Origin of the sequence: Bradyrhizobium iriomotense (genome assembly GCF_018129405.1) — a bacterium.
Taxonomy (GTDB): domain Bacteria; phylum Pseudomonadota; class Alphaproteobacteria; order Rhizobiales; family Xanthobacteraceae; genus Bradyrhizobium; species Bradyrhizobium iriomotense_B.
Window position 1 is genome coordinate 402,029 of sequence record NZ_JAFCLP010000004.1, and the last position, 21,378, is coordinate 423,406.

A 21,378-nucleotide genomic window follows, 5' to 3' on the forward strand; every position below is an offset into this window, starting at 1 on the left:
CTCCAACGTCGCAAGGCGCATGCCGGGGCGATCCCGGCGCGCGGCAACCTCGCCTCTCGGGAAACGAAAATCAAGCGCCACAAAGGCTTGAGCCGCGCGGCGCAAGTTAAAGCTAAATCGCAGCGACTTGAAGTGCAGCTTTCGGGGCCCATGCTCGATGTCATCCCCCGCGAAGGCGGGGGATCCCGTACGCCGCGGCCTCTCCGTATCCTCGCACCGTCTTTGTGATACTGGATCGCCCGCCCCAGTGCGCAATTGCGCACAAGGCGGGCGATGACAGCGGTGGGGCTAGATCGTCACCTGGGTGCCGACCTCGACCACGCGGCCAGAGGGGATCTGGAAATAGTCGGTGGCATCGTTCGCGGAGCGGCTCAGCGAGATGAACAGCCGGTCCTGCCAGCGCGGCATGCCGGAATGGGCGGCGGGCTTGAGCGCCCGGCGCGACAGGAAGAACGAGGTCGACATGATGTCGAACTGCCAGCCGAGCTTGCGGGCGATCGCGAGGGCCTTCGGCACGTTGGGCGATTCCATGAAGCCGAACTTCAGCGTCACCTTGGAGAAGGTCGGTGAGATCTGCTCCAGCCTGACGCGCTCGGCCGGATCGATCCGCGGGGTCTGCGCGGTCTCGATGGTGAGAATGACATTCTTCTCGTGCAGCACTTTGTAGTGTTTCAGACTATGCATCAGCGCCGTCGGCGCGCTGAGCGGGTCCGAGGTCAGGAACACGGCGGTGCCGGGCACCCGCTGCGGCGGCCGCTTCTCCAGCATCGCCACGAGGTCGGCGAGCGGGAACTCGAGCTTGCGCGACTTCTCGAACAGCAGCCGGCTGCCGCGTCGCCACGTGTACATCAGGATGATCATGACCGCACCGAGCGCCAGCGGCACCCAGCCGCCCTCGAATACCTTCAGGAGGTTCGCGGTCAGGAAGGTCAAATCGAGGAACAGGAACGGCGCAATCAGCGCACCAGCGGCGACCGCCGACCACCGCCACCCCTTCCAGACCACGACAAAGCCCATCATCGCCGTGACCACCATGGTCCCGGTAACGGAGATGCCGTAGGCGGACGCCAGCGCACTGGAGGAGCGGAACAGCAGCACCAGCAGCACCACCGAGACAAGCAGCAGCTGGTTGATGCGCGGGATGAAGATCTGGCCGGAATGGGCTTCAGACGTATGGCGAATTTCGAAGCGCGGCAGCAGCCCGAGCTGGATCGCCTGGCGCGTCAGCGAATAGGCGCCGGTGATGACCGCCTGGCTCGCGATCACGGTCGCCATGGTCGCCAGCACGACCATGCTGCCGCGAACAAAGCCTTGCGGGAAGAGCTGGAAGAACGGGCTCACGATCGCGCCGGGATCGCCGAGCACCAGCGCCCCCTGCCCCAGATAGTTCAATGCCAGCGACGGCAGCACGATGAACAGCCAAGCGGTCTGGATCGGCCGCTTGCCGAAATGGCCGAGGTCGGCATAGAGCGCTTCGGCGCCGGTCACGGCCAGGAACACCGCGCCAAGCGTCACGAAGCCGATGATGCCGTGGTGGAACATGAAGGACACGGCGTAAAGCGGGTTCAGCGCGTACAGCACCTGGGGCTGCTGGATGATCGGATGGATCGCCGCCACCGCGAGGACAGCGAACCAGACGCACATGATCGGACCGAAGAAGGCCGCAACGCGCGCCGTGCCGCGCGACTGCACCGCGAACAGGCAGACCAGGATCACCACGGTCAGCGGAACGATGTATGGCTCGAACGTCAGCGTGACGTCCTTCATGCCTTCGATCGCCGACAGCACCGAGAGCGCCGGCGTGATCACGGCATCGCCGTAGAACAGGGCGCCGGAAATGATGCCAAGCAGGACGATGGTCGCCCCGCCGGTTCCGACCGCGCGCTGGGCCAGCGCCATCAGCGCCAGGGTACCGCCCTCGCCGTTGTTGTCGGCGCGGAGCAGGATCACGACGTATTTGAGCGTCACCACCACGATGAGCGCCCATAGGATCAGGGAGACCACGCCGAGAACGGCTGCCGCTGTGGGCGCGCCTTCTGCCCCCGAGGCTGCCATCACCGCCTCGCGGAACGCGTAGAGCGGGCTGGTGCCGATATCGCCATAGACGACGCCGATGCTGCCGAGCGTCAGCGCGCCGAAGCCGGCCGTGGTGTGGGCGTCGCCATGCCCGTTGGCCGCCGCCGTCTCCGGGGCGGGAACTGCTACGTCGCTTGTCATGGGAGAGCCCGATGGCCTCTAAAAATGCTTCACTGCACAACGGCGGAAGAGCGCGGGGCTTATAGTCCTGCGCTACCGGCATAGCCTAGCCCGATTTTGGGCCCTCACCATGCAGAATTCGCATAGGTGGGTCAATCCGGTACAAATGGTGACCTCAGATGGTGACTTGGGTGCCGACTTCAACCACCCGCCCGGTCGGAATCTGGAAATAGTCGGTGGCGTCGTTGGCGGACCGGCTCAGCGCAATGAACAGATGGTCCTGCCAGAGCGGCATGCCCGACTGTGCCGAAGCCTTCAGCGACCTTCGCGACACGAAGAACGACGTCGACATGATGTCGAACTGCCAGCCCTGCTTGCGCGCGATCGCCAGCGCCTTGGGCACATTCGGCTGCTCCATGAAGCCGAAGCGCAACCGGACCTTGGAGAACTTGTCGCTGACCTTCTCCATGCGGAAGCGTTCGGACAGATCGACCCGCGGCGTTTGCGCGGTCTCGATGGTCAGGATCACGTTGTGCTCGTGCAGGACCTTGTTGTGCTTGAGATTGTGCAACAGCGCGGTCGGCACGAAGGCGGGATCGCTGGTCAGGAACACCGCCGTGCCCTTGACGATGTGCGGCGGCCGCTTCTCCAGGCTGCGGATCAGGTCATCCAGCGGCACCTCGATCCGGCGCGTCTTCTGGATCAGGATTCCGGTGCCCTTCCGCCAGGTCCAGATCGTCCCCGCCATGACCACGCCGAACAGCAGCGGCACCCAGGCCCCCTCCAGCAGCTTGAGCAGATTGGCGCTGAAGAAGGTCATGTCGACCATGACGAAGGGCAGGATCACGATCGAAGCGGCCGCGGCGCGCCAGTTCCACAACTTCCAGATCACGATGAAGCCCATGATGCCGTCGGCAACCATCGTGGTGGACACCGCGATGCCGTAGGCCGAGGCGAGGCCGCTGGGCGTGCGGAACAGCAGCACCAGCAGCATCACGCCGATCAGCAGCAGCCGGTTCACGCGCGGCAGATAGATCTGGCCGGCATGGGATTCGGAGGTGTAGCGCACCTCGAAACGCGGCAGGAGGCCGAGTTGCACCGCCTGATAGACAAGGGAATACGCGCCAGTGATCACCGCCTGGCTCGCGATCACGGTCGCGGCGGTTGCAAGCCCGACGAGTGGCAGCACCAGCTTCTCGGACACCATGCGGTAGAACGAGTGCTCGATCGCGCTGGGATCGGACAGCACCAGGGCGCCCTGCCCGAAATAGTTGATCAGCAGCGCGGGCAGCACGAAGAACATCCAGGCGGACTGGATCGGCTTGCGGCCGAAATGGCCGAGATCGGCGTAGAGCGCCTCGCCGCCGGTCACCGCGAGGAACACCGCTCCCAATGTCACGAGGCCGATCGTGCCGTGCGTCAGCAGGAATTGCAGGGCGTAATAGGGATTGATCGCCGCCAGCACCGACGGATCGTCGGCGATGTGGACCGCGCCCATCACCGCAAGGACCGTGAACCAGACCACCATCACCGGCCCGAAGGCGGACGCCACCAGCGCCGTGCCCTTGCTCTGCACGGCGAACAGCAGCGCCAGGATCAGGACCGTGAGCGGCACGACATAGTGCTCGAATGCAGGGGTGGCGAGCTTCAGTCCGTCGACCGCCGACAGCACCGAGATCGCCGGCGTGATCATGGAATCGCCGATGAACATGGAGGCGCCGACGACGCCAAGGGCGAGCAGGAACCAGCTCCGCCGTCCCAGCGCGCGTTGCCCGAGAGCCATCAGCGAGAGCGTGCCGCCCTCCCCGTTGTTATCGGCGCGCAAGAGCAGCAGGACGTATTTGGCCGTGACGACGATCAGGAGCGCCCACAGGATCAGCGAGAGCACGCCGAGCACGATCACGCGCGAGACCGGCTCACCGCCAGCTGCACCCCTGACAGCCTCGTGGAATGCGTAGAGCGGCGAGGTACCGATGTCGCCGAAGACAACGCCGATACTCCCGAGCGTAAGGGCCCAAAAACCCGAGGTGACCGGCCCTTCCTGGGTCTCGGTCTGTGTGATGCTCGCCGCCATGAGGGTAGAAAACGCTTCGTCCCTGAATTTGATCCGGCGCCTTTTGACGCTTCCTGCGTGTCTGTCAATCGGTACAGCATAGCAGGCATAGAGCCGGATGCTGCGACGGCGCGACGACGCTCGTCGCCGGCGCGACGAGATGCCTCAGGTAAGATGGTAACGCAAGGGGGCTTATCGTTTGGGCATGATCTCCGCGCAAACGCGTCCCGCGTTTGTCGCGAGGGAGAACCGGTGCCCACTTCTCCGGATCATGCCCTAAGGCTTCAAATTCGGCGGCAGTGGCGGATCTTCGCGCATCAGCGTGATGGTCACGCGCCGGTTGGCCGCGAGCGAGGGATCGTCGGGAAACAGCGGCTGGGTGTCCGCCTTGCCGGAGACCGCGAAGATGTGGGAGGCCGGCAGGCCCTCGCGCTCGAGGATCTGGCGCACGGCATTGGCGCGATCGGCCGACAGATCGAAGGCGCCGTAATCGCTGCGTCTCGGCACGAATCCGGCCGCGGTGTGACCGGCGATAGAGACGCGCAGCGGCGTGGCCTTGAGCGGTACAGCGAGCTTCTCGACCAGCCGGCGCGTGCGGTCGTAGGGCACCTTGGAGCCGTCGGCGAACATCGAGCGTCCGTCCTGGTCGACGATCTCCAGATTGAGGCCCTGCTTGGTCTCCTCGAACATGATGTGCTTGGACATCTCGGTCAGTTCCGGCATGTCCTGCAGGGCCTGCCGCAGCGAGGCCGCAGCGAGCGCGAAATTGCGGTCGATCTTCATCTTGGCGCCCGACGTGCGGTCGCGATCCTCCTGGTCCGGCGTCGGCGTATTGGAGGCATCCTCGGGCTGGATGTGATCGACGTTCTTCAGCCGCGGGCGTGTCGGCAGGCCGTCGGACTCGACGATGCCGGCGTAGCGCGCCTCGCTCTGCACGCCGAAGGCATCGCGCATCGAGCCGGCGACGATCTTCAGCTTGTTGGCGTCCTGCGTCGAGAACGCGACGAGCATCACGAAGAAGCTCATCATCAGGCCCATCAGATCGGCGAAGGTCACGAACCAGCCGTGACCGCCGCCGTGAGCATCGCCGCGCTTCTTCTTGGCCATCTCTGCTGATCCCGGGGAGCGGCCTTTAAGCCGGCACCGGCTCGCCCTCGGCGTGGCGATGCTTCTCCGGCAGATAGGCCAGCAGCATTTCGCGCACCAAGGTCGGGCTCTTGGAGTCGCGGATCATCAGGATGCCGTCGATGATGAGGGTGCGGTTGGTCTCTTCGTCCAGCAGCTTGCCGTGCAGCTTGTCGGCGATCGGCAGACAGAACAGGTTGGCGACGAGCGCGCCGTAAAGCGTGGCGAGCAGCGCGGTCGCCATGAACGGGCCGAGCTTGGAAGGATCGGTCATGTTGGCGAACATCTGCACCATGCCGATCAGGGTGCCGATCATGCCGAAGGCCGGGGCGCAGTCGCCGATGGCGCGGTAGATCTTGCTGCCCTCGTCGAGGTGCATCAGGAAGTTGTCGCGGTCACGCTCGAGATTGTCGCGGATGAAGTCGAGGTCATAGCCGTCGGCGACGTAGCGGATGCCCTTGGCGAGGAAGGGCTCGTCGGTCTCGACCTTTTCGAGACCCACCGGGCCCTGCTTGCGGGCGATCTCGGCGATGCGGGCGAGCTCGTCGACGAGGTCGTGGGCCGACAGCCGGCTCATGGTGAAGGCGAACTTGGCGCCGAGCGGAAGGCCGTGCAGGAGCGCCGAGAGCGGAAAGCGGATCATGGTCGCGGAGATCGAGCCGCCGAAGATGATGATCATCGCATGTTCGGAGATGAACATGTGCAGGTCGCCGCCCATGAGGATCATCGCCGTGATGACGATGATGCCCGCCGTGAGCCCAACGCCCGTCATGATATCCATGGGAGACTCCAACGCGTCCGCAACAACGGCCGTCCTGGCCGCTGGCGCGGCCCAACCCCGAACCGCATCGGAAACCCTAGAGCGCCGCCCTTAAAGCCGCGTAAAGGTTAAGTCTGGACAGTGCGGCAGGCCGTGTCGCAGCCGGTTGTGATCGCCGTCCAGCGACACGAATCTCAATACTTCGGTAACCATAACCGGGCGCGCTAGGACGACAGGCGCGTCAGCTCCAGGCTGAGCGCGCGCAGGCGCTTGCGCGCGTCGGCATCGTAGGCCTGCGGATTTGCGCGCGCCTCGTTCATGCCGTTGAAGAACAATCCGCTCTTATCAGCGACGTCGGCGCCCTCGACGAGGTGCAGGATCGCCGCACCGCCTTGCTCCACCGTGGACATCGGCGTGATGCCACCGGCGCGCACCATCGTGGTGTTCATATAGGTCGCGGGATGCAGCGCGTTCACGGTGATGCCGGCGCCCTTCAATTGCTGCGCCAGATCGATCGTGAACATGATCTGCGCGAGTTTGCTCTGCGCATAGGCCCGCGAACCGCTGTAGCCGCTGGTAATCATGACGTCGTCGAAATCGATCGGATGCTGGCCGAGCGAGGCGACGTTGACGATGCGCGAAGGCGCTGCGGTCTTCAGCAACGGCAGAAGCAGATGGACGAGCAGGAAACCGGCGAGATAGTTCACGGCAAATCGGAGCTCGTGACCATCGACGCTGACCTGCCGCTGCGGCCCGTCATTCTGCGAGCCGATGCCGGCATTGCTGACCAGAACGTCGAGGCGCTGGTGATCCCGCTTCACGGACTCCGCGAGCGCTCGCGTGCCCGACATCGACGACAGGTCGGCCTGGTAGAAAGTCGGCGCGATACCGCCGGCCTTCAGGATCTCGTCGCTCAGCGTCTCCGCACGTGCCGCATCGCGGCCGTGGATCAGGACCCTCGCACCTTCTTCAGCCAGCCGGCGCGCGACGTAGCGGCCGACGCCGTCAGTGGAACCGGTTATCAGGATCGTTCTGTTCTTCATCGTCATTGTGCGTCCTCGGACTGCGGCCCTGCGTCACATCCGTGACGAGGGATCATGCGGTATTCTACGACGGTACGGCATGCTCCATCACAGGAGCCGATTTGCCATGTTGACGCTGTTCAGTTTTCTCACCGCGCTGCCTGCGGTGCTGGCGTTCCATCTGCTCGAGCCGGAACTCGTGCTGCCTGCGTTCAGCGTGCTGCTCTTTGTCGAGGCTGCCTTCGCCGTGATCGCAGCGCGGTTGATTCACTCTCCCGACAGCGCAGACGACATTACCCTGTGGGATCTCGCCGGCGGCTTCACCCTGATCGGATGCGCCGCCGCCGTGCTCGGCGAGCCGGATCAGGCTGCCTTGTTTCTGACCGAGCAAGGCGATCTACGGCCGGCGTCGCGGCCGTAGATCGCCCCATCACCCGTCAGTGGATCTCCGCCGAACGCTTCAGCGCGGCCTTCAGCTTCTCCAGCGAGAAGTCGGGGCTGCGGGCGATCTCCAAAATCGGCGTCTCGCGGCGGCCGCAGAGCTCGGCAGCCTCCGGCAGCTTCGCCGCGACGTCGAGCGGGATCACGATGGCGCCGTGCTGGTCGGCATGGATGAGATCGTCCGACTTCACAGTCATGCCGGCGACCCGTACCTCGCCGCCAAAGCTTTCCGCATGCACCCAGGCATGCGACGGGCCGATCGAGCCGGCCAGCGCCTGGAAGCCAGGGGCCCATTGCGGGATGTCGCGGATCGAGCCGTCGGTGATGACGCCGAGGCAGCCGAGCGCCTTGTGGACGTTGCTCTGCACCTCGCCCCAGAACGCGCCGTAGCCGACGTCGGGACCATCGATGTCCTGGATCACCGAGATGCGCGGACCGTGACCGGTGCCGACATATTCGTAATATTCGATGCGGCGCTTCGACTGCTCTTCGGGTGCAAGCGAGGATTTCAGCACCGAGCGGATCGCGACGGTGCGGGCATAGCCGACGATCGGCGGCAGGTCGGGAAACGGGCAGACCAGTTGCTTGGTGGTGTAGCCGATCAGCCGGCGCTCGGGCGCCACGATCTCCATGGCGTTGCAGATCGTCGGGGTGTCGTAGCGGCCCAGCGCTTCGAGGACGGAAGCGGGCAGCGGCCCGGTCGCTTTATCAGTCACGGCGTTCTCTCCCAGATTGGCGGCTGATTGACGCGATGCCGCCGGCACAGGGCGATATAGCCGAGATCAGGCCTCAACCCAACTCAGAGGGCTTCATGGCAGATATCCGCGCGGGGCCGCTCAGTGCAGCCGTCCGGGCCGGTCGTCGTCGTGCGGCGGCTCCGACAAATTCGCCAGCGTCGGCGCCGACGGCGGCGACGGGACCTCGCCTCCCACAGGCGCGGTGGCTTCCACCGCGCGCGCCTGGTCGCGATAGGATTTGTAGCCGAGCGGCAACGCGAGAAGATACAGCACCGTGCCGATCGACAGCACGTGCCAGGGATAGGCGATCAGGAGCGCGATGAAGACGATCACCGCGACGAAGGCCGGCAGCACCAGCTCGGGCGGCACGCGCATGCGCTTGGTCTTGCCGGAGAACACCGGCAGGCGCGACACCATCAGGAAGGCAATCAGCAGCGTATAGGCCGCCGTCACCGCCGCGGGCAACCGGCCGAGATCGAGGAACGCGACATAGATCGGCAGCAGCACCGTGATCGCGCCGGCGGGCGCCGGCACGCCAGTGAAGAAATTGGCGGCGAACGCCGGCTTGTTCGGATCGTCCATGGTGGCATTAAAGCGCGCCAGACGCAGGCCGCCGGAGATCGCGAACACCATGGCGGCGATCCAGCCGGCATTGCCGAGCTCGTGCAGCTGCCAGAAATACAGCATCAGGCCGGGCGCAACGCCGAAATTGACGAAGTCGGCGAGGCTGTCGAGCTCGGCGCCGAACTTGGACTGGCCCTTGATCATACGCGCGATGCGACCGTCGATACCATCCAGCGCGGCCGCGAACACGATGGCGTAGACGGCGAGCGACATCCGCCCCTCGATCGACAGGCGGATCGAGGTCAGGCCGGCGCAGATCGCCAGCAGCGTGATGACGTTGGGCACCAGCATCCGCACCGGAATGGGGCGGAACCGCCGGCGGCGTACATCGGGATCTCTCACGTCATAGGGCGTCATGGCTTGTCCTTATCTCAAGGCGAGATATAGCAAGCCCCGTTCCCCTCCGCCATCGTGGCGGAAGGCCCGCAAGGACCGACTTTGGTTAATTGGCGCGGAAGGCTCGGCTGGGGTCCTCGCCGGCAAGGTCGGCCAAAATGGTCTCGCCGGCAATCGCGGTCTGCCCTTCCGAGACCAGCGCCTTGGTGCCGACAGGCAGGTAGACATCGAGCCGCGAGCCGAAGCGGATCAGGCCGAAGCGCTCGCCGGCGCCGATCGCCTGCCCCTCCTTGACGAAGCAGACGATACGCTTGGCGACGAGGCCTGCGATCTGGACCACGCCGATCCGCGCATTGGGCGTCGAGATCACCAGCGAGTTGCGCTCATTGTCCTCGCTCGCCTTGTCGAGTTCGGCATTGATGAACAGGCCGGGCCGGTAGGCGATGCGGTCCACCCTGCCCGCGATCGGGCTGCGGTTCACGTGGCAGTTGAACACGCTCATGAACACCGAGATGCGCGGCAGCGGCCGGTCGCCGAGCCCGAGTTCGGCTGGCGGCAGCGCCATGGTGATCATCGAGACGCGGCCGTCCGCCGGCGACACCACGAGACCCTCGCGCACCGGCGTCACCCGCACGGGGTCGCGGAAAAACAGCGCGCACCACACGGTCAGGATCGTGCCGATCCATCCCAAAGGCGACCACAGCCAGAACAGGATCAGGCTCGCCAGCGCAAAGCCGCCAATGAAGGGATAGCCCTCCTTGTGGATCGGCGGGATCTGACGCTGGATCGAATCGAGAATGGACATCGCTATCTGCCGCCTGGAGTTGTTGGCACGCGGGGCGTCCCCGCGCGGTGGGCTTGTTTAGGCCAGAGTTGGGACCGGAGACAAGGTCACTCCGCGGCCGCAGGCGTCGTCAGGACGTCGGCAACCGGCGGCGGCTCCCGGTTGGGCGCCTCGCTGGTATCGGCCATCTTGGCCAGTTTCTCGCGCGCCGCCTCCGCCTCGCGCTGCCTGTTCCACATGCTGGCGTAGAGGCCGCCCAGCGCGAGCAGTCTGGCGTGGGTGCCGCGCTCGGCGATGCGGCCCTGGTCGAGCACGATGATCTCGTCGGCACCGACGATGGTCGAGAGCCGGTGCGCGATCACCAGCGAGGTGCGGTTCTTGGCGACGCGGTCGAGCGCACCCTGGATCTCGTGCTCGGTATGGGTGTCGAGCGCCGAGGTCGCCTCGTCGAGCGCCAGGATCGGCGGCGCCTTCAACACCGTACGCGCGATCGCGACGCGCTGCTTCTCGCCGCCCGACAATTTCAGGCCGCGCTCGCCGACCTGGGTCTCGTATCCCTTCGGCGCCATGCGGATGAAATGATCGATCTGCGCGAGGCGCGCCGCCTCCTCGACCTCGGCATCGCTGGCGTCCCAACGGCCATAGCGGATGTTATAGTGGATGGTGTCGTTGAACAGCACGGTATCCTGCGGCACCATGCCGATGGCGGCGCGCAAGCTGGCCTGCGTGACCTCGCGGATGTCCTGGCCGTCGATCAGGATCCTGCCGCCGGAAACGTCATAGAGGCGGAACAGCAGCCGCGAGATGGTCGATTTACCTGCGCCGGAGGGACCGACGATCGCAACGGTCTTGCCGGCCGGCACCTCGAAGCTGATGCCTTTCAGGATCGGCCGCGTCGGCTCATAGGCAAAGCGCACGTCCTCGAACCGCACCGTGCCGGCGGAAACGACCAGCGGTTGCGCGTCCGGCGCGTCCTTGATCTCGGCCTCGCGCCCCAGCACATTGAACATCTTCTCGATGTCGATGATCGCCTGCTTGATCTCGCGATACACCATGCCCATGAAATTCAGGGGCTGGTAGAGCTGGATCATCATGGCGTTGACCAGCACGAAATCGCCGACCGTGTTGGTGCCGTTGCGCACGCCGATCGCGCACATCAGCATGGTCGCCGTCAGTCCCATCGTGAAGATCACGGCCTGGCCGGTATTGAGCACGGCGAGCGAGGTATAGGTGCGGACGCTGGCTTCTTCATAACGCTCCACCGACCTGTCGTAGCGCTGCGCCTCGCGCGCCTCGGCGCCGAAATATTTCACGGTCTCGTAGTTGAGCAGCGAGTCGATCGCCTTGGTGTTCGCCTCGGTGTCGGAATCGTTCATCTTGCGGCGGATGCCGATCCGCCACTCGGTCGCGATGTAGGTGTAGTACATGTAGACCGCGACCGTGATCAGGGTCGCAACCACGTAGCGCCAGTCGAATTGCCAGAGCAGCACGGCCATCAGCAGCGAGACCTCGATGATGGTCGGGATCAGCTGCAGGATCACCATGCGCACGATGACCTCGATGCCCTCACGGCCGCGCTCCAGCACGCGCGTCAGGCCGCCGGTCTTGCGCTCCAGGTGAAAGCGCAGCGACAGCTCGTGCATGTGGATGAAGGTGATGGTGGCGAGCTTGCGCACCGCATGCATGGCGACGCGGGCGAAGATGCCGTCGCGCCACTGCGTCAGCACCGCCATCAGGATGCGCATGATGCCGTAGCTCGCGGTCAGCAGCAGCGGCGATGCGATCACCCAGAGCTGCCAATTGTCCGCCGCCAGAGGCGCGGTGTTGGCGCCGGTCAGCGCATCGGTGGCCCATTTGAAGCTGAACGGCACCGCGAGCGTGATCAGCTTGGCGGCGAGCAGCAGCACCAGCGACCAGACCACGCGCATCTTCAGGTCGAAACGGTCGCCCGGCCAGATATAGGGCCACAGATGCGCGAGCGTGCCCATCAGCGTGGCCCGCTCCAGCGGTCCCCCGGCGGGAGGATCAGGAACGTCGGCGCCGTCGAACGATTGGGGTTGGTCCATCAACAAACCTGAAAGCCCGCCGGATGCGGGCGTCGCTGCGATTAACGAATTTCGCTTGTCATATAGAGCCTTCCCGATGCCCGTGCACCCCGCCAGATGGCGAATCTTCGATTGTTTCTCGTCATTTACCGGTAGATTTCCGGACAGTCCGAATCACCGATTGGGCTTGACGCCTCTTCGCTGCAATGCATCATGGCACCAATGAGCACTATCAAAACCGTCTGTGTCTATTGCGGCTCCGGCCCCGGAACCAATCCCCGCTTCACCGAAGGCGCCAAGGCGTTCGGCAAAGCCCTCGCCGAAAACAACATCCGCCTCGTCTATGGCGGCGGTTCGCTCGGCCTGATGGGCTCGGTCGCGACCTCCGTGCTGGATCACGGCGGCACCGTCACCGGCATCATTCCCGAATTCCTGCGACTGCGCGAGAATGCGCTGACCCGCGTGCAGGAGATGATCGTCACCCCCGACATGCACGAGCGCAAGCGGCTGATGTTCGAACGCTCCGATGCCTTCGTGGCGCTGCCGGGCGGCGTCGGCACGCTGGAGGAGCTGGTGGAGCAGCTGACCTGGAAGCAGCTCGGCCGTCACGCCAAGCCGGTGCTGCTCGCCAATATCGACAATTTCTGGGAGCCGCTGTTCTCGCTCTTGTCGCACATGCGCCAGACCGAGTTCATCCGCGCCGGCCTGTCGGTCGACATCATCAAGGCCGATCGCGTCGAGGAGATCCTGCCGAAGCTGAAGGCGGCGGCAGCACAGATCGCCGAGTCGGAAAAGGAGCTCGCCCCGGAAGTCGCGCGCAAGCTGTAAGAGCTTTTTTGCTAGCGCATGATCTTTTCGGAAAACCGCTGCACACTTTGCGCTAACGCGGCCCTTCGGGTCCGGATCATGCGCTACTCGTTCGGAAACGTCACCGCCTCGATCCGGTTACCATCGGGGTCGAAGACGAAGGCGGCGTAGTAGCGCACACGATCGTGCGGGCGGATGCCCGGCGCCCCATCGGATGCGCCGCCGTTTGCGAGCGCGGCGGCGTGAAACGCATCGATCTCGGCCGTGGTCTTCGCCCGCAGGCAGATGTGCACGCCGCTCTCCGGCCCGACGCGCGGCATACCTTCGCGCAAGTTGATCCAGAACTCGGGATAGGCCTTGCCGAAGCCGACCGTCCGTGGCCGCGTGACGAGGCGCGCGAGGCCGAGGGTGGCGAGCGTCGCCTCGTAGAATTTTGCGGCGCGATCAAGATCGCTGACGCCGACGGAGATGTGGTCGATCATGTCTGCCCCTCCTCGATCTCCCGTAGCCCGGATGAGCGAAGCGACATCCCGGGAAAGCTATCTCAGCAACGCACACTGTCCCGGATATCGCTTCGCTCATCCGGGCTACATTTCTCCTACGCCGGCGCGCCCGATTTCACGAGCTTGTAGATCACCGAATCCATCAGCGCCTGGAACGAGGCGTCGATGATGTTCGGGGAGACGCCGACCGTGGTCCAGCTGTCGCCGTTCTCGTCCTCGCTCTCGATCAGGACGCGCGTGACCGCGCCGGTGCCGCCGTTGAGGATACGGACGCGGTAGTCGATCAGCTTCAACCCCTCGATGTATTTCTGGTACTTGCCGAGATCCTTGCGCAAGGCAACGTCGAGCGCGTTGACGGGGCCGTTGCCTTCGGCCGCCGAGATCAGGTGCTCGCCGGCGACGTCGACCTTGACCACGGCCAGTGCCACCGTGACGCGCTCGCCGAGCGCGTTGTAGCGCTGCTCGACATTGACGTCGAACTGCTCGACCTCGAAATAATGCGGCACCTTGCCGAGCGTGCGGCGCGCCAGGAGATCGAACGAGGCGTTGGCGGATTCATAGGCGTAGCCCTGTGCCTCGCGCTCCTTCAACTCCTCGACGAGGCGTGTCAGCTTCGGATCGCTCTTTTCATAGGCAATGCCAGCGCGGTCGAGCTCGGCGATGACGTTGGACCGGCCGGCCTGGTCGGACACCAGCACCTTGCGATGGTTGCCGACCAGCTCCGGCAGCACATGCTCGTAGGTCTGCGGGTCCTTCAGCACGGCGGAGGCGTGGATGCCGGTCTTGGTGACGAAGGCGCTCTCGCCGACATAGGCCGCATGCCGGTTCGGCACGCGGTTGAGCATGTCGTCGAGCGTGCGCGACACCTTCACCAGCGTCGCGAGCTTCTCCGCGGTGACGCCGATCTCGAAGGCGTCGGCAAAGTCCTTCTTCAATTTCAGCGTCGGGATCAGCGAGCAGAGATTGGCGTTGCCGCAGCGCTCGCCGAGACCGTTCAGCGTACCCTGAATCTGCCGCGCGCCGGCGCGCACCGCGGCGAGCGAATTGGCCACTGCCTGCTCGGTGTCGTTATGGGCGTGGATGCCGACGTGGTCACCGGGAATGTGCTTGGTCACCTCGGTGACGATGGCCTCGACCTCATTCGGCATGGTGCCGCCATTGGTGTCGCACAGCACCACCCAGCGCGCGCCGGCTTCATAAGCAGCCTTGGCGCAGGCAAGCGCGAAGCTCGCATCTTCCTTGTAGCCGTCGAAGAAGTGCTCGCAGTCGAGCATGACCTCGCGGCCGACCGCCTTCGCCGCCGCGACGCTGTCGCGGATCGAAGCGAGGTTCTCCTCCTTGGTCGTCTCCAGCGCAACGCGCACCTGATAGGCCGACGACTTCGCCACGAAGCAGATCGCATCCGCCTTCGCTTCCAAGAGGCCCGCGACGCCGGGGTCGTTGGAGACCGAGCGCCCTGCCCGCCGCGTCATACCGAAGGCGGTGAAGCGCGCATGTGCGAGCTTGGGCTTGGTCGCAAAGAATTCGCTGTCGAGCGGATTGGCGCCGGGATAGCCGCCCTCGACATAGTCGATGCCGAGGTCGTCGAGCATCGCCGCGATGACTTGCTTGTCGGTCAGTGTGAAATCGACACCGTTGGTCTGCGCCCCATCGCGCAGCGTGGTATCGAACAAATAGAGACGCTGCTTGCTCATGGCGCCGCTCCAAGCGTCTTCTTCATGGTGGTGTTGGCGAGCCACTCGTCGTTGATGGTGACGCTGTTGCGCTGCTGGGCGGTGTAGCCGCGCTTGGCGAAGAAGCCCTTCGCGGTGTCGCTGGCATCGACCGTCAGACTCTTGGCGCCGCGGCCACCGGCGAGCTTCTCCAGCGCATCGACCAGCATGGTCGCGATGCCCTGCCCGCTGACGGCCGGATGCACGTAGAGCATCCGGATGTGATCGGTGCCGCGCAGCGAGGCGAAGCCGACGGGCGAGCCCTCGAGCGTCGCGATCAGCGTCAGGTCAGAGGCGAGGTGCTTGCCGAACTCCTCGTCCTCCGCCGCCTCCATCCAGGCCTGCTGCTGCGCTTCGCTGTAGTCATCGCCGGTCAGTTGCTCGATGCTGGCGGTGAAGATCGCGGCGAGCACCGGCGCGTCATCAGGCAGGAAGGGCCTAAGTGCGGGCTTTGGCAAAGTCTGTCCCATCGTCCTCACCACATCCCATAGAGTTTCAGCACGATCGCCACGGCGGCGCCGAGCAGCAGGATTTTTAGCGCGATATAGTAGAGCCAGTGTCGCGGGAACGGCGTGTCGGGTCGCTTCATCGCGCGATCTCCCAGGTCGTCCCGTCCTTGGAGTCCTTGATCGCAACGCCCATCGCTGCGAGCAGATCGCGGATGCGGTCGGATTCCTTGAAATCTTTCCGCGCACGCGCGGCTGTCCGCTCCGCAAGCAGACGCTCGACTTCCCCGGCATCGACGCCGCTCGCCTGCTGCTTGCGGCTTTCCCACTGCGCGGCACTCTCCGAGAGGAAACCGAGCAGCCGCAACGAGCCCGCAAGACCAGCGATATCGTTACTGCGCAGGCCGTGCAGCGCCGCGATCGCCTGCGGCGTATTGAGGTCGTCGAGCAGCGGCTCGACCACGGACGCGGCGGGCGCGGCGGGCGCGACATCGGCCGCGACGCGATACCAGTCGTCGAGCGTCTTGGCGCTCTCCTCCAGCGACTTCATGGTCCAGTCGATCGGCGAGCGATAATGCGTCTTCAGCATGTTGAGGCGCAGCACCTCACCCGGCCAGTCCTTGAGCAGCTCGTGGATCGTGATGAAGTTGCCGAGGCTCTTCGACATCTTCTCGCTCTCGACCTGCAGGAAGCCGTTGTGCATCCAGTAGTTCGCCATCCGCTCCTGGTGAAACGCGCAGCAGGTCTGCGCGACCTCGTTCTCGTGATGCGGAAACACGAGATCGATGCCGCCGCCATGAATGTCGAAATGCTCGCCGAGATGCTTCCAGGCCATGGCCGAGCACTCGATGTGCCAGCCAGGACGGCCCTCGGCCTTGATGCCGGCCGGCGACGGCCATGACGGCTCGCCCGGCTTGGACGGCTTCCACAGCACAAAGTCGGTGTTGCCCTTCTTGTAAGGCGCGACATCGACGCGGGCGCCGGCGATCATCTCGTCCAGCGAGCGATTGGACAGCGCGCCATAGCGCGGCAGCGTGGAATTCGCCGCGTTCATCGCCTGCGGCGAGAACAGCACATGGTCCTCGGCGGCATAGGCAAAGCCGCGGGCGACCAGCTTCTCGATGATCTCGCGCATTTCGGCGATATGCTCGGTCGCGCGCGGCTCGACGCTCGGCCGCAGCGCACCGAGCGCATCGACGTCGGCATGAAACTGCCTGCCGGTCTGCTCGGTGACTTTGCGGATCGCCTCGTTCAGGGGCAGGCCGGGAAAGTCGCGCTCGGCGCGGTCGTTGATCTTGTCGTCGACGTCGGTGATGTTGCGGACATATTTGACGTGGGCTTCGCCATAGAGATGGCGCAGCAGCCGAAACAGCACGTCGAACACGATCACCGGCCGCGCATTGCCGATATGGGCGAAGTCATAGACCGTCGGTCCGCAGACATACATGCGGACGTTCTTCGCATCGAGCGGCACGAAGGGACGCTTTTCCCGGCTCAGCGTATCGTGAAGGCGTAATTCCATATGGATACCCGTCGGCTGTTGGCCGGGCGTCCAGTGCTCTCAATGTGTTTGAGAAAAGACGGCTCCAGCCAGCGAATCGCTAGCTCGTAATCTCGCAAATGATGCAAATGGCGAGGAGACCGTTCATGCGGGAACATATGGGCTATGAGGTGCCCTGACGTCAAGAGAGCCGCGAAAATGCCGTCTTCTGCCCGCAATGCGCGCCGGACCGCCGCAATGGTTCCATTCCCCTTAACCTTTTGAGTTTATTAAGCGCGGGCGGTCTCCAGCCCCCGGTGCCCCCATGCGATCCCTGCTCGCGCTCGTCTCCTTTGCCACCCTCGTCGCGGCCTCCGGCGCATTTGCCGAGACCCGCGTCTTCATCATCGCCAACCAGGCGGACGGCTACGGCGTCGACCAGTGCCTGGCCAGGGGCGACAAATGCGGCGCGCAGGTCGCACGCACCTACTGCCAGTCACGGGATTTTGCCCAGGCATCAAGCTATCGCCGGGTCGATCCCGACGAAATTACCGGCTCTGTCCCCAAAACCGGCGCAAACTGCTCCCATGGCCATTGCAACGAATATGTCGCAATCACCTGCCAGCGCTGAATTCCCTCGGAGCTGGCGGACCTTAGGACCAGTCTTCGGCCCCTGAAACGACGTGACGATGCCGCAGGAAGCGGCTATGGGAGGGCGCGCTTCGGCCCCCAAGTTACTTGGAAAGTCACGCTGGGCCGTGACCTCGCTAGAATGGCGGATATGCCTGAACTTTTGTCTCTCTCCCGTGCCCGCTCCCTTCTTGCCTGCACCGTGCTCCTCGGCACCGTCGTGCTCGCCAATGGCGCTTTCGCGCAGGCCGGCCCGCCCGGCGGCCCGCCGCCTCAGCCCGGCCAGAACGGGCTCGGCCCCAATCCGATGTGCGCGCGGCTGGAAGGCCAGCTCGTCGCGCTCGATCGTGGCGGCGGCGGCGGCGATCCCGCGCGCGAGGACCAGATCCGCCGTTACCAGGATTCCCAGGCCAAGCAGCAGGCCGAGCTCGACCGCGTCACCATGCAGGCCAAGCGCATGGGCTGCGATTCCTCCGGCTTCTTCTCGCTGTTCAACGGCCAATCCGCGCAGTGCGGGCCGGTCAACACCCAGATCCAGCAGATGCGCGCCAATCTGGATCAGATCACCGGCAATCTCGAGAGGCTGCGAGGCGGCGCCGGTGGCTTCAGCCCGGAGCGCGACAATCAGCGCCGCTCGGTGCTGATGGCGCTGGCGCAGAACAATTGCGGCCCGCAATATGCCAATGCCGCGCAATCGCAAGGCGGCGGCAACTTCCTGAGCAATCTGTTCGGCGGCAACAACAACCCGAACAATCCGCAGAGCGTGCCGCCCTCCGACCTCGGCCCGCAATCCGGCACCTTCCGCACCGTGTGCGTGCGCACCTGCGACGGCGCCTATTTCCCGATCTCTTTTGCCACCGTGCCGGCGCGCTTCCCCGACGACGAGAAGACCTGCAAGGCGCTGTGCCCGGCCGCGGAAGCCGTGCTCTACACCCATCGCAATCCCGGCGAGGACATGAACTCGGCAGTCTCCATCGGCGGCCAGCCCTACACGGCGCTGCCGACCGCGTTCAAATTCCGCAGCGAGTTCAACCCGTCCTGCTCCTGCAAGGCGGCCGGACAGACCTGGGCCGATGCGCTCAAATCGGCCGACGATAAGGCCGCCGCCGAGCAGCAGGGTGACATCATCGTCACCGAGGAGAGCGCCAGGAAGATGCAGCAGCAGCGGCTCAACAAGGGCGCACCGCAGCCTGCCAATGCCAAGAAGGGCGCGACTCCGGCGGCGCCGACGACGGCCACCGCACCGGCCGCGACACCGCCGGCGGATACCACCCCGGCTGCGCCGAGCTCAGAGAACAAGGCGATCCGTTCGGTCGGCCCGACCTTCCTGCCGCAGCAGCAGAAGTAGGCCCTAACCGTCATGCCCTGTGAAGGCGGCCGCCAGGTGCGGCCGTTTCACTGTTACTGCTCGCCCTCACGACTCCAGGGGAAGAGGTTGGCCGGAAAGTCCGCCGCATAGCGCCTTCCCTTCGGTGGGGGCGGCGGCGCGTCCGGTGGATTCGGATTGGGCTCGACCACCCTCCGGTAGAGGTGCCATGTGGCATGACCGAGTACCGGCAGAACGACGGCGAGACCGACGAACAGCGGCAGCGAGCCGATCACCAGCAGCGCCGCGACGATCAGCCCCCACCCCGCCATCGCGACCGGATTGGCGGCCACCACCCGCAGCGATGTACGGATCGCGTCGATCGCGGTGGAATGCCGGTCGAGCATCAACGGGAACGACACGACACTGACGCACAGGGCAACGACCGCGAACAGGAAGCCGACGCCGCATCCGATGACAATCAGCGACCATCCTTCCGGCGTGGTCAGGACTCGCGTTGCGAAGTCGGGAATGCTGGCAGCCGGCGCGTGACCGAAGATCGTGACGTAGATCGCGTTGGCGACGCCGATCCAGGCCCCGAACAGGACCAGCAGCAGCACGCCGAGCTCGACCATTGCGCCGAGCGAGGGCGCGCGCAGCACCTTGATCGCGTCCCACGCTTCGACCTCCTCGCCTCGTTCGCGGCGACGACTGAGCTCGTAAAGGCCGATCGCAGCAAACGGGCCGATCAGGGCAAATCCCGCAGCCAGCGGAAAAAGCAGCGGCAGGACGGAATGGCCAAGGACCATCCTGAACAGGACGAGGCCGAGGACGGGATAAATCGCGCACACGACGATTGCGTGACTTGGCATCGCCTTGAAATCTTCCCAGCCCAGGCGCAGCGCCTCGCCGAGGTCAGACAGGCTGATCTTGCGAATGGGATAGGAGACCGCTTCGCCGAAGATGTGCCGTCTTACGATGTTGTCGGAATACAGAGTGGCCATGGACGCACCCTCCCGTGCTGAAAGTCGCGGTTTCCTCACACGCGCTTTCCAGCCACGCGTGTCCGCCTGACGAGCAGGAAACGCGATGGGTCGGGTACGGCAACCCAGGTTCAGCGAACGAGCCTGGCCGGACGGAACCCGTCGCGACCTGCCTCGTAAGCTTAGCGCGCGCGGAGCACGGCTGCACTCACGGTTGGGTGAATTGTGCACCAGCGCAGATTTGTGCGTTGCATCAGCCAGGCCCAATATGCGCACCTGATGCCTTGTCGACTTGCCGCGCGATGGCGACGACGCCACGTCGGTGCACCTACATTGCTCTATTGACGCCGGATTGGGCTGGTATCATTTTAGACGCAGACGCCCTTGGAGTTGATGGTCGCGAGCGTTCTCTCGATATCGCGACCAGCGGAATGGGCGAGGCAACAGGCCGGCGATGGCAAAGATGCCAACCAAGAAAGGCCAGCCATCGCGACAGACATGAGCTCCGCCCTGGATTCGTATCCGCAGCCTTTGATGGCAAGGATGGATCAGGATGGCTGTCGCTCTGATACTGCTCTTGGTCGCAATCGGCTCGGTGCTGTTTCACCTCTACAGCCCGTGGTGGTGGACGCCAATCGCCACCGACTGGAGCTACATCGACCACACGATCAACATCACGTTCTGGATCACCGGGTTCGTCTTTACCGCGGTCATCGCCTTCATGGCCTATTGCGTCTTCCGCTTCCACCACAAGGAAGGAAGACGGGCGGACTACAATCCGGAAAACAAAAGGCTTGAATGGTGGCTCAGTGTCGGGACCGGCATCGGCGTCGCCGCCATGCTGGCACCCGGCCTGGTCGTCTGGCACCAGTTCGTGACGGTTCCGGCAGACGCGACCGAGATCGAGGTCATGGGCCAGCAATGGCAATGGAGCTTCCGCTTGCCTGGCAAGGACAGCAGGCTGGGCACGTCAGACGTCCGTAACATCAGCCCCGAAAACCCGATGGGCCTCAATCGCGACGATCCGCATGGGCAGGACGACGTCGTGATCGAAAATGGCGACCTGCATCTTCCGATCGGCAAGCCGGTCAAGGTCCTGCTCCGCTCCGTCGATGTCCTGCACGATTTCTACGTGCCGGAGTTCCGGGCCAAGATGGACATGGTGCCGGGCATGGTCACCTACTTCTGGATCAAGCCGATCCGGACCGGGACCTTTGACGTTCTCTGCGCAGAGCTTTGCGGTGCCGCTCATTATCAGATGCGGGCCAAAGTCATCGTCGAGGAAGAGAGCGACTATCACGCCTGGCTCGGCCAGCAGAAGACGTTTGCCGAATTGTCGGGCCGAAACGCGGTCGTGAGGGCGACGTACCAATCCGGCGGCAAGTAGG

18 protein-coding genes and 1 pseudogene are annotated in these 21,378 nt (G+C 64.7%); 5 read left to right on the top strand and 14 right to left on the bottom strand.

All coding sequences use genetic code 11. The annotated features are described in order from the left end of the window. Window positions 1-288 precede the first annotated feature (288 nt). The 5 genes from JQ592_RS13370 to JQ592_RS13390 form a co-directional block, all read right to left on the bottom strand. Window positions 289-2,217, bottom strand: coding sequence for a potassium transporter Kup (locus JQ592_RS13370; protein ID WP_211403308.1), 1,929 nt, complete (start codon window positions 2,215-2,217; stop codon window positions 289-291). Between the two features lie 154 nt (window positions 2,218-2,371). Continuing rightward, entirely contained in the window at window positions 2,372-4,270 is a 1,899-nt protein-coding gene (locus JQ592_RS13375; protein WP_211403309.1) for a potassium transporter Kup, read from the bottom strand. 255 nt (window positions 4,271-4,525) lie between these two features. Beyond that, entirely contained in the window at window positions 4,526-5,356 is an 831-nt protein-coding gene (locus JQ592_RS13380; protein ID WP_211403310.1) for an OmpA/MotB family protein, read from the bottom strand. A 25-nt stretch (window positions 5,357-5,381) separates the two neighbouring features. Beyond that, complete coding sequence (locus JQ592_RS13385; RefSeq protein WP_080138159.1) at window positions 5,382-6,155, bottom strand: motility protein A; 774 nt, start codon at window positions 6,153-6,155, stop codon at window positions 5,382-5,384. A gap of 203 nt (window positions 6,156-6,358) precedes the next feature. Then, entirely contained in the window at window positions 6,359-7,183 is an 825-nt protein-coding gene (locus tag JQ592_RS13390) for an SDR family NAD(P)-dependent oxidoreductase (RefSeq protein ID WP_211403311.1), read from the bottom strand. A 100-nt stretch (window positions 7,184-7,283) separates the two neighbouring features. Here JQ592_RS13390 and JQ592_RS13395 point away from each other — a divergent pair, with 100 nt between their 5' ends. Then, on the top strand, window positions 7,284-7,577 hold the full coding sequence (locus JQ592_RS13395) for a hypothetical protein (RefSeq protein ID WP_211403312.1): 294 nt from the start codon (window positions 7,284-7,286) through the stop codon (window positions 7,575-7,577). A gap of 16 nt (window positions 7,578-7,593) precedes the next feature. Here the strand turns inward: JQ592_RS13395 and JQ592_RS13400 are convergent, their stop codons facing one another. The 4 genes and pseudogenes from JQ592_RS13400 to JQ592_RS13415 all read right to left on the bottom strand — a co-directional run bounded on the left by JQ592_RS13400 (window position 7,594) and on the right by JQ592_RS13415 (window position 12,144). Next, window positions 7,594-8,313: an RraA family protein gene (locus JQ592_RS13400; protein WP_018645539.1), complete on the bottom strand. Its 720-nt coding sequence runs from the start codon at window positions 8,311-8,313 to the stop codon at window positions 7,594-7,596. Window positions 8,314-8,433: 120 nt separating this feature from the next. Further along, window positions 8,434-9,315 carry a CDP-alcohol phosphatidyltransferase family protein gene (locus tag JQ592_RS13405; RefSeq protein ID WP_211403313.1) on the bottom strand — a complete coding sequence of 294 codons (882 nt, stop codon included), beginning with the start codon at window positions 9,313-9,315 and terminating at the stop codon, window positions 8,434-8,436. An 85-nt stretch (window positions 9,316-9,400) separates the two neighbouring features. After that, window positions 9,401-10,111 (bottom strand): annotated as a pseudogene (locus tag JQ592_RS13410) (phosphatidylserine decarboxylase); the annotation flags it as partial. Between the two features lie 74 nt (window positions 10,112-10,185). Further along, the gene (locus JQ592_RS13415; protein ID WP_211403315.1) at window positions 10,186-12,144 is read right to left on the bottom strand and encodes an ABCB family ABC transporter ATP-binding protein/permease; all 1,959 of its coding nucleotides are present in this window, start codon (window positions 12,142-12,144) and stop codon (window positions 10,186-10,188) included. 201 nt (window positions 12,145-12,345) lie between these two features. Between JQ592_RS13415 and JQ592_RS13420 the strand changes: the two genes are divergently transcribed. Then, on the top strand, window positions 12,346-12,951 hold the full coding sequence (locus JQ592_RS13420) for a TIGR00730 family Rossman fold protein (protein WP_211403316.1): 606 nt from the start codon (window positions 12,346-12,348) through the stop codon (window positions 12,949-12,951). Between the two features lie 83 nt (window positions 12,952-13,034). Here JQ592_RS13420 and JQ592_RS13425 read toward each other — a convergent pair whose 3' ends face one another. The 4 genes from JQ592_RS13425 to cysS form a co-directional block, all read right to left on the bottom strand. Further along, the gene (locus tag JQ592_RS13425) at window positions 13,035-13,412 is read right to left on the bottom strand and encodes a VOC family protein (RefSeq protein WP_211403317.1); all 378 of its coding nucleotides are present in this window, start codon (window positions 13,410-13,412) and stop codon (window positions 13,035-13,037) included. Between the two features lie 116 nt (window positions 13,413-13,528). After that, window positions 13,529-15,127, bottom strand: a complete 1,599-nt coding sequence (gene cimA, locus JQ592_RS13430) for a citramalate synthase (protein WP_211403318.1) — start codon at window positions 15,125-15,127, stop codon at window positions 13,529-13,531. Next, the gene (locus JQ592_RS13435) at window positions 15,124-15,615 is read right to left on the bottom strand and encodes a GNAT family N-acetyltransferase (protein ID WP_211403319.1); all 492 of its coding nucleotides are present in this window, start codon (window positions 15,613-15,615) and stop codon (window positions 15,124-15,126) included. Before JQ592_RS13435 ends, cimA begins: the two co-directional genes overlap by 4 nt. A gap of 115 nt (window positions 15,616-15,730) precedes the next feature. Then, window positions 15,731-17,113: a cysteine--tRNA ligase gene (cysS, locus tag JQ592_RS13440; RefSeq protein WP_211403320.1), complete on the bottom strand. Its 1,383-nt coding sequence runs from the start codon at window positions 17,111-17,113 to the stop codon at window positions 15,731-15,733. 283 nt (window positions 17,114-17,396) lie between these two features. Here cysS and JQ592_RS13445 point away from each other — a divergent pair, with 283 nt between their 5' ends. Together JQ592_RS13445 and JQ592_RS13450 are read left to right on the top strand one after the other, a co-directional pair. Further along, complete coding sequence (locus tag JQ592_RS13445; protein WP_211403321.1) at window positions 17,397-17,702, top strand: hypothetical protein; 306 nt, start codon at window positions 17,397-17,399, stop codon at window positions 17,700-17,702. Window positions 17,703-17,843: 141 nt separating this feature from the next. Beyond that, the gene (locus JQ592_RS13450) at window positions 17,844-19,049 is read left to right on the top strand and encodes a DUF2865 domain-containing protein (RefSeq protein ID WP_211403322.1); all 1,206 of its coding nucleotides are present in this window, start codon (window positions 17,844-17,846) and stop codon (window positions 19,047-19,049) included. Between the two features lie 53 nt (window positions 19,050-19,102). Here JQ592_RS13450 and JQ592_RS13455 read toward each other — a convergent pair whose 3' ends face one another. Next, window positions 19,103-20,011 carry a DUF2189 domain-containing protein gene (locus tag JQ592_RS13455; protein WP_211403323.1) on the bottom strand — a complete coding sequence of 303 codons (909 nt, stop codon included), beginning with the start codon at window positions 20,009-20,011 and terminating at the stop codon, window positions 19,103-19,105. Between the two features lie 532 nt (window positions 20,012-20,543). On the opposite strand from JQ592_RS13455, the gene JQ592_RS13460 reads away from it, so the two are divergent. After that, entirely contained in the window at window positions 20,544-21,377 is an 834-nt protein-coding gene (locus JQ592_RS13460; protein ID WP_211403324.1) for a cytochrome c oxidase subunit II, read from the top strand. Window position 21,378: the final 1 nt, after the last annotated feature.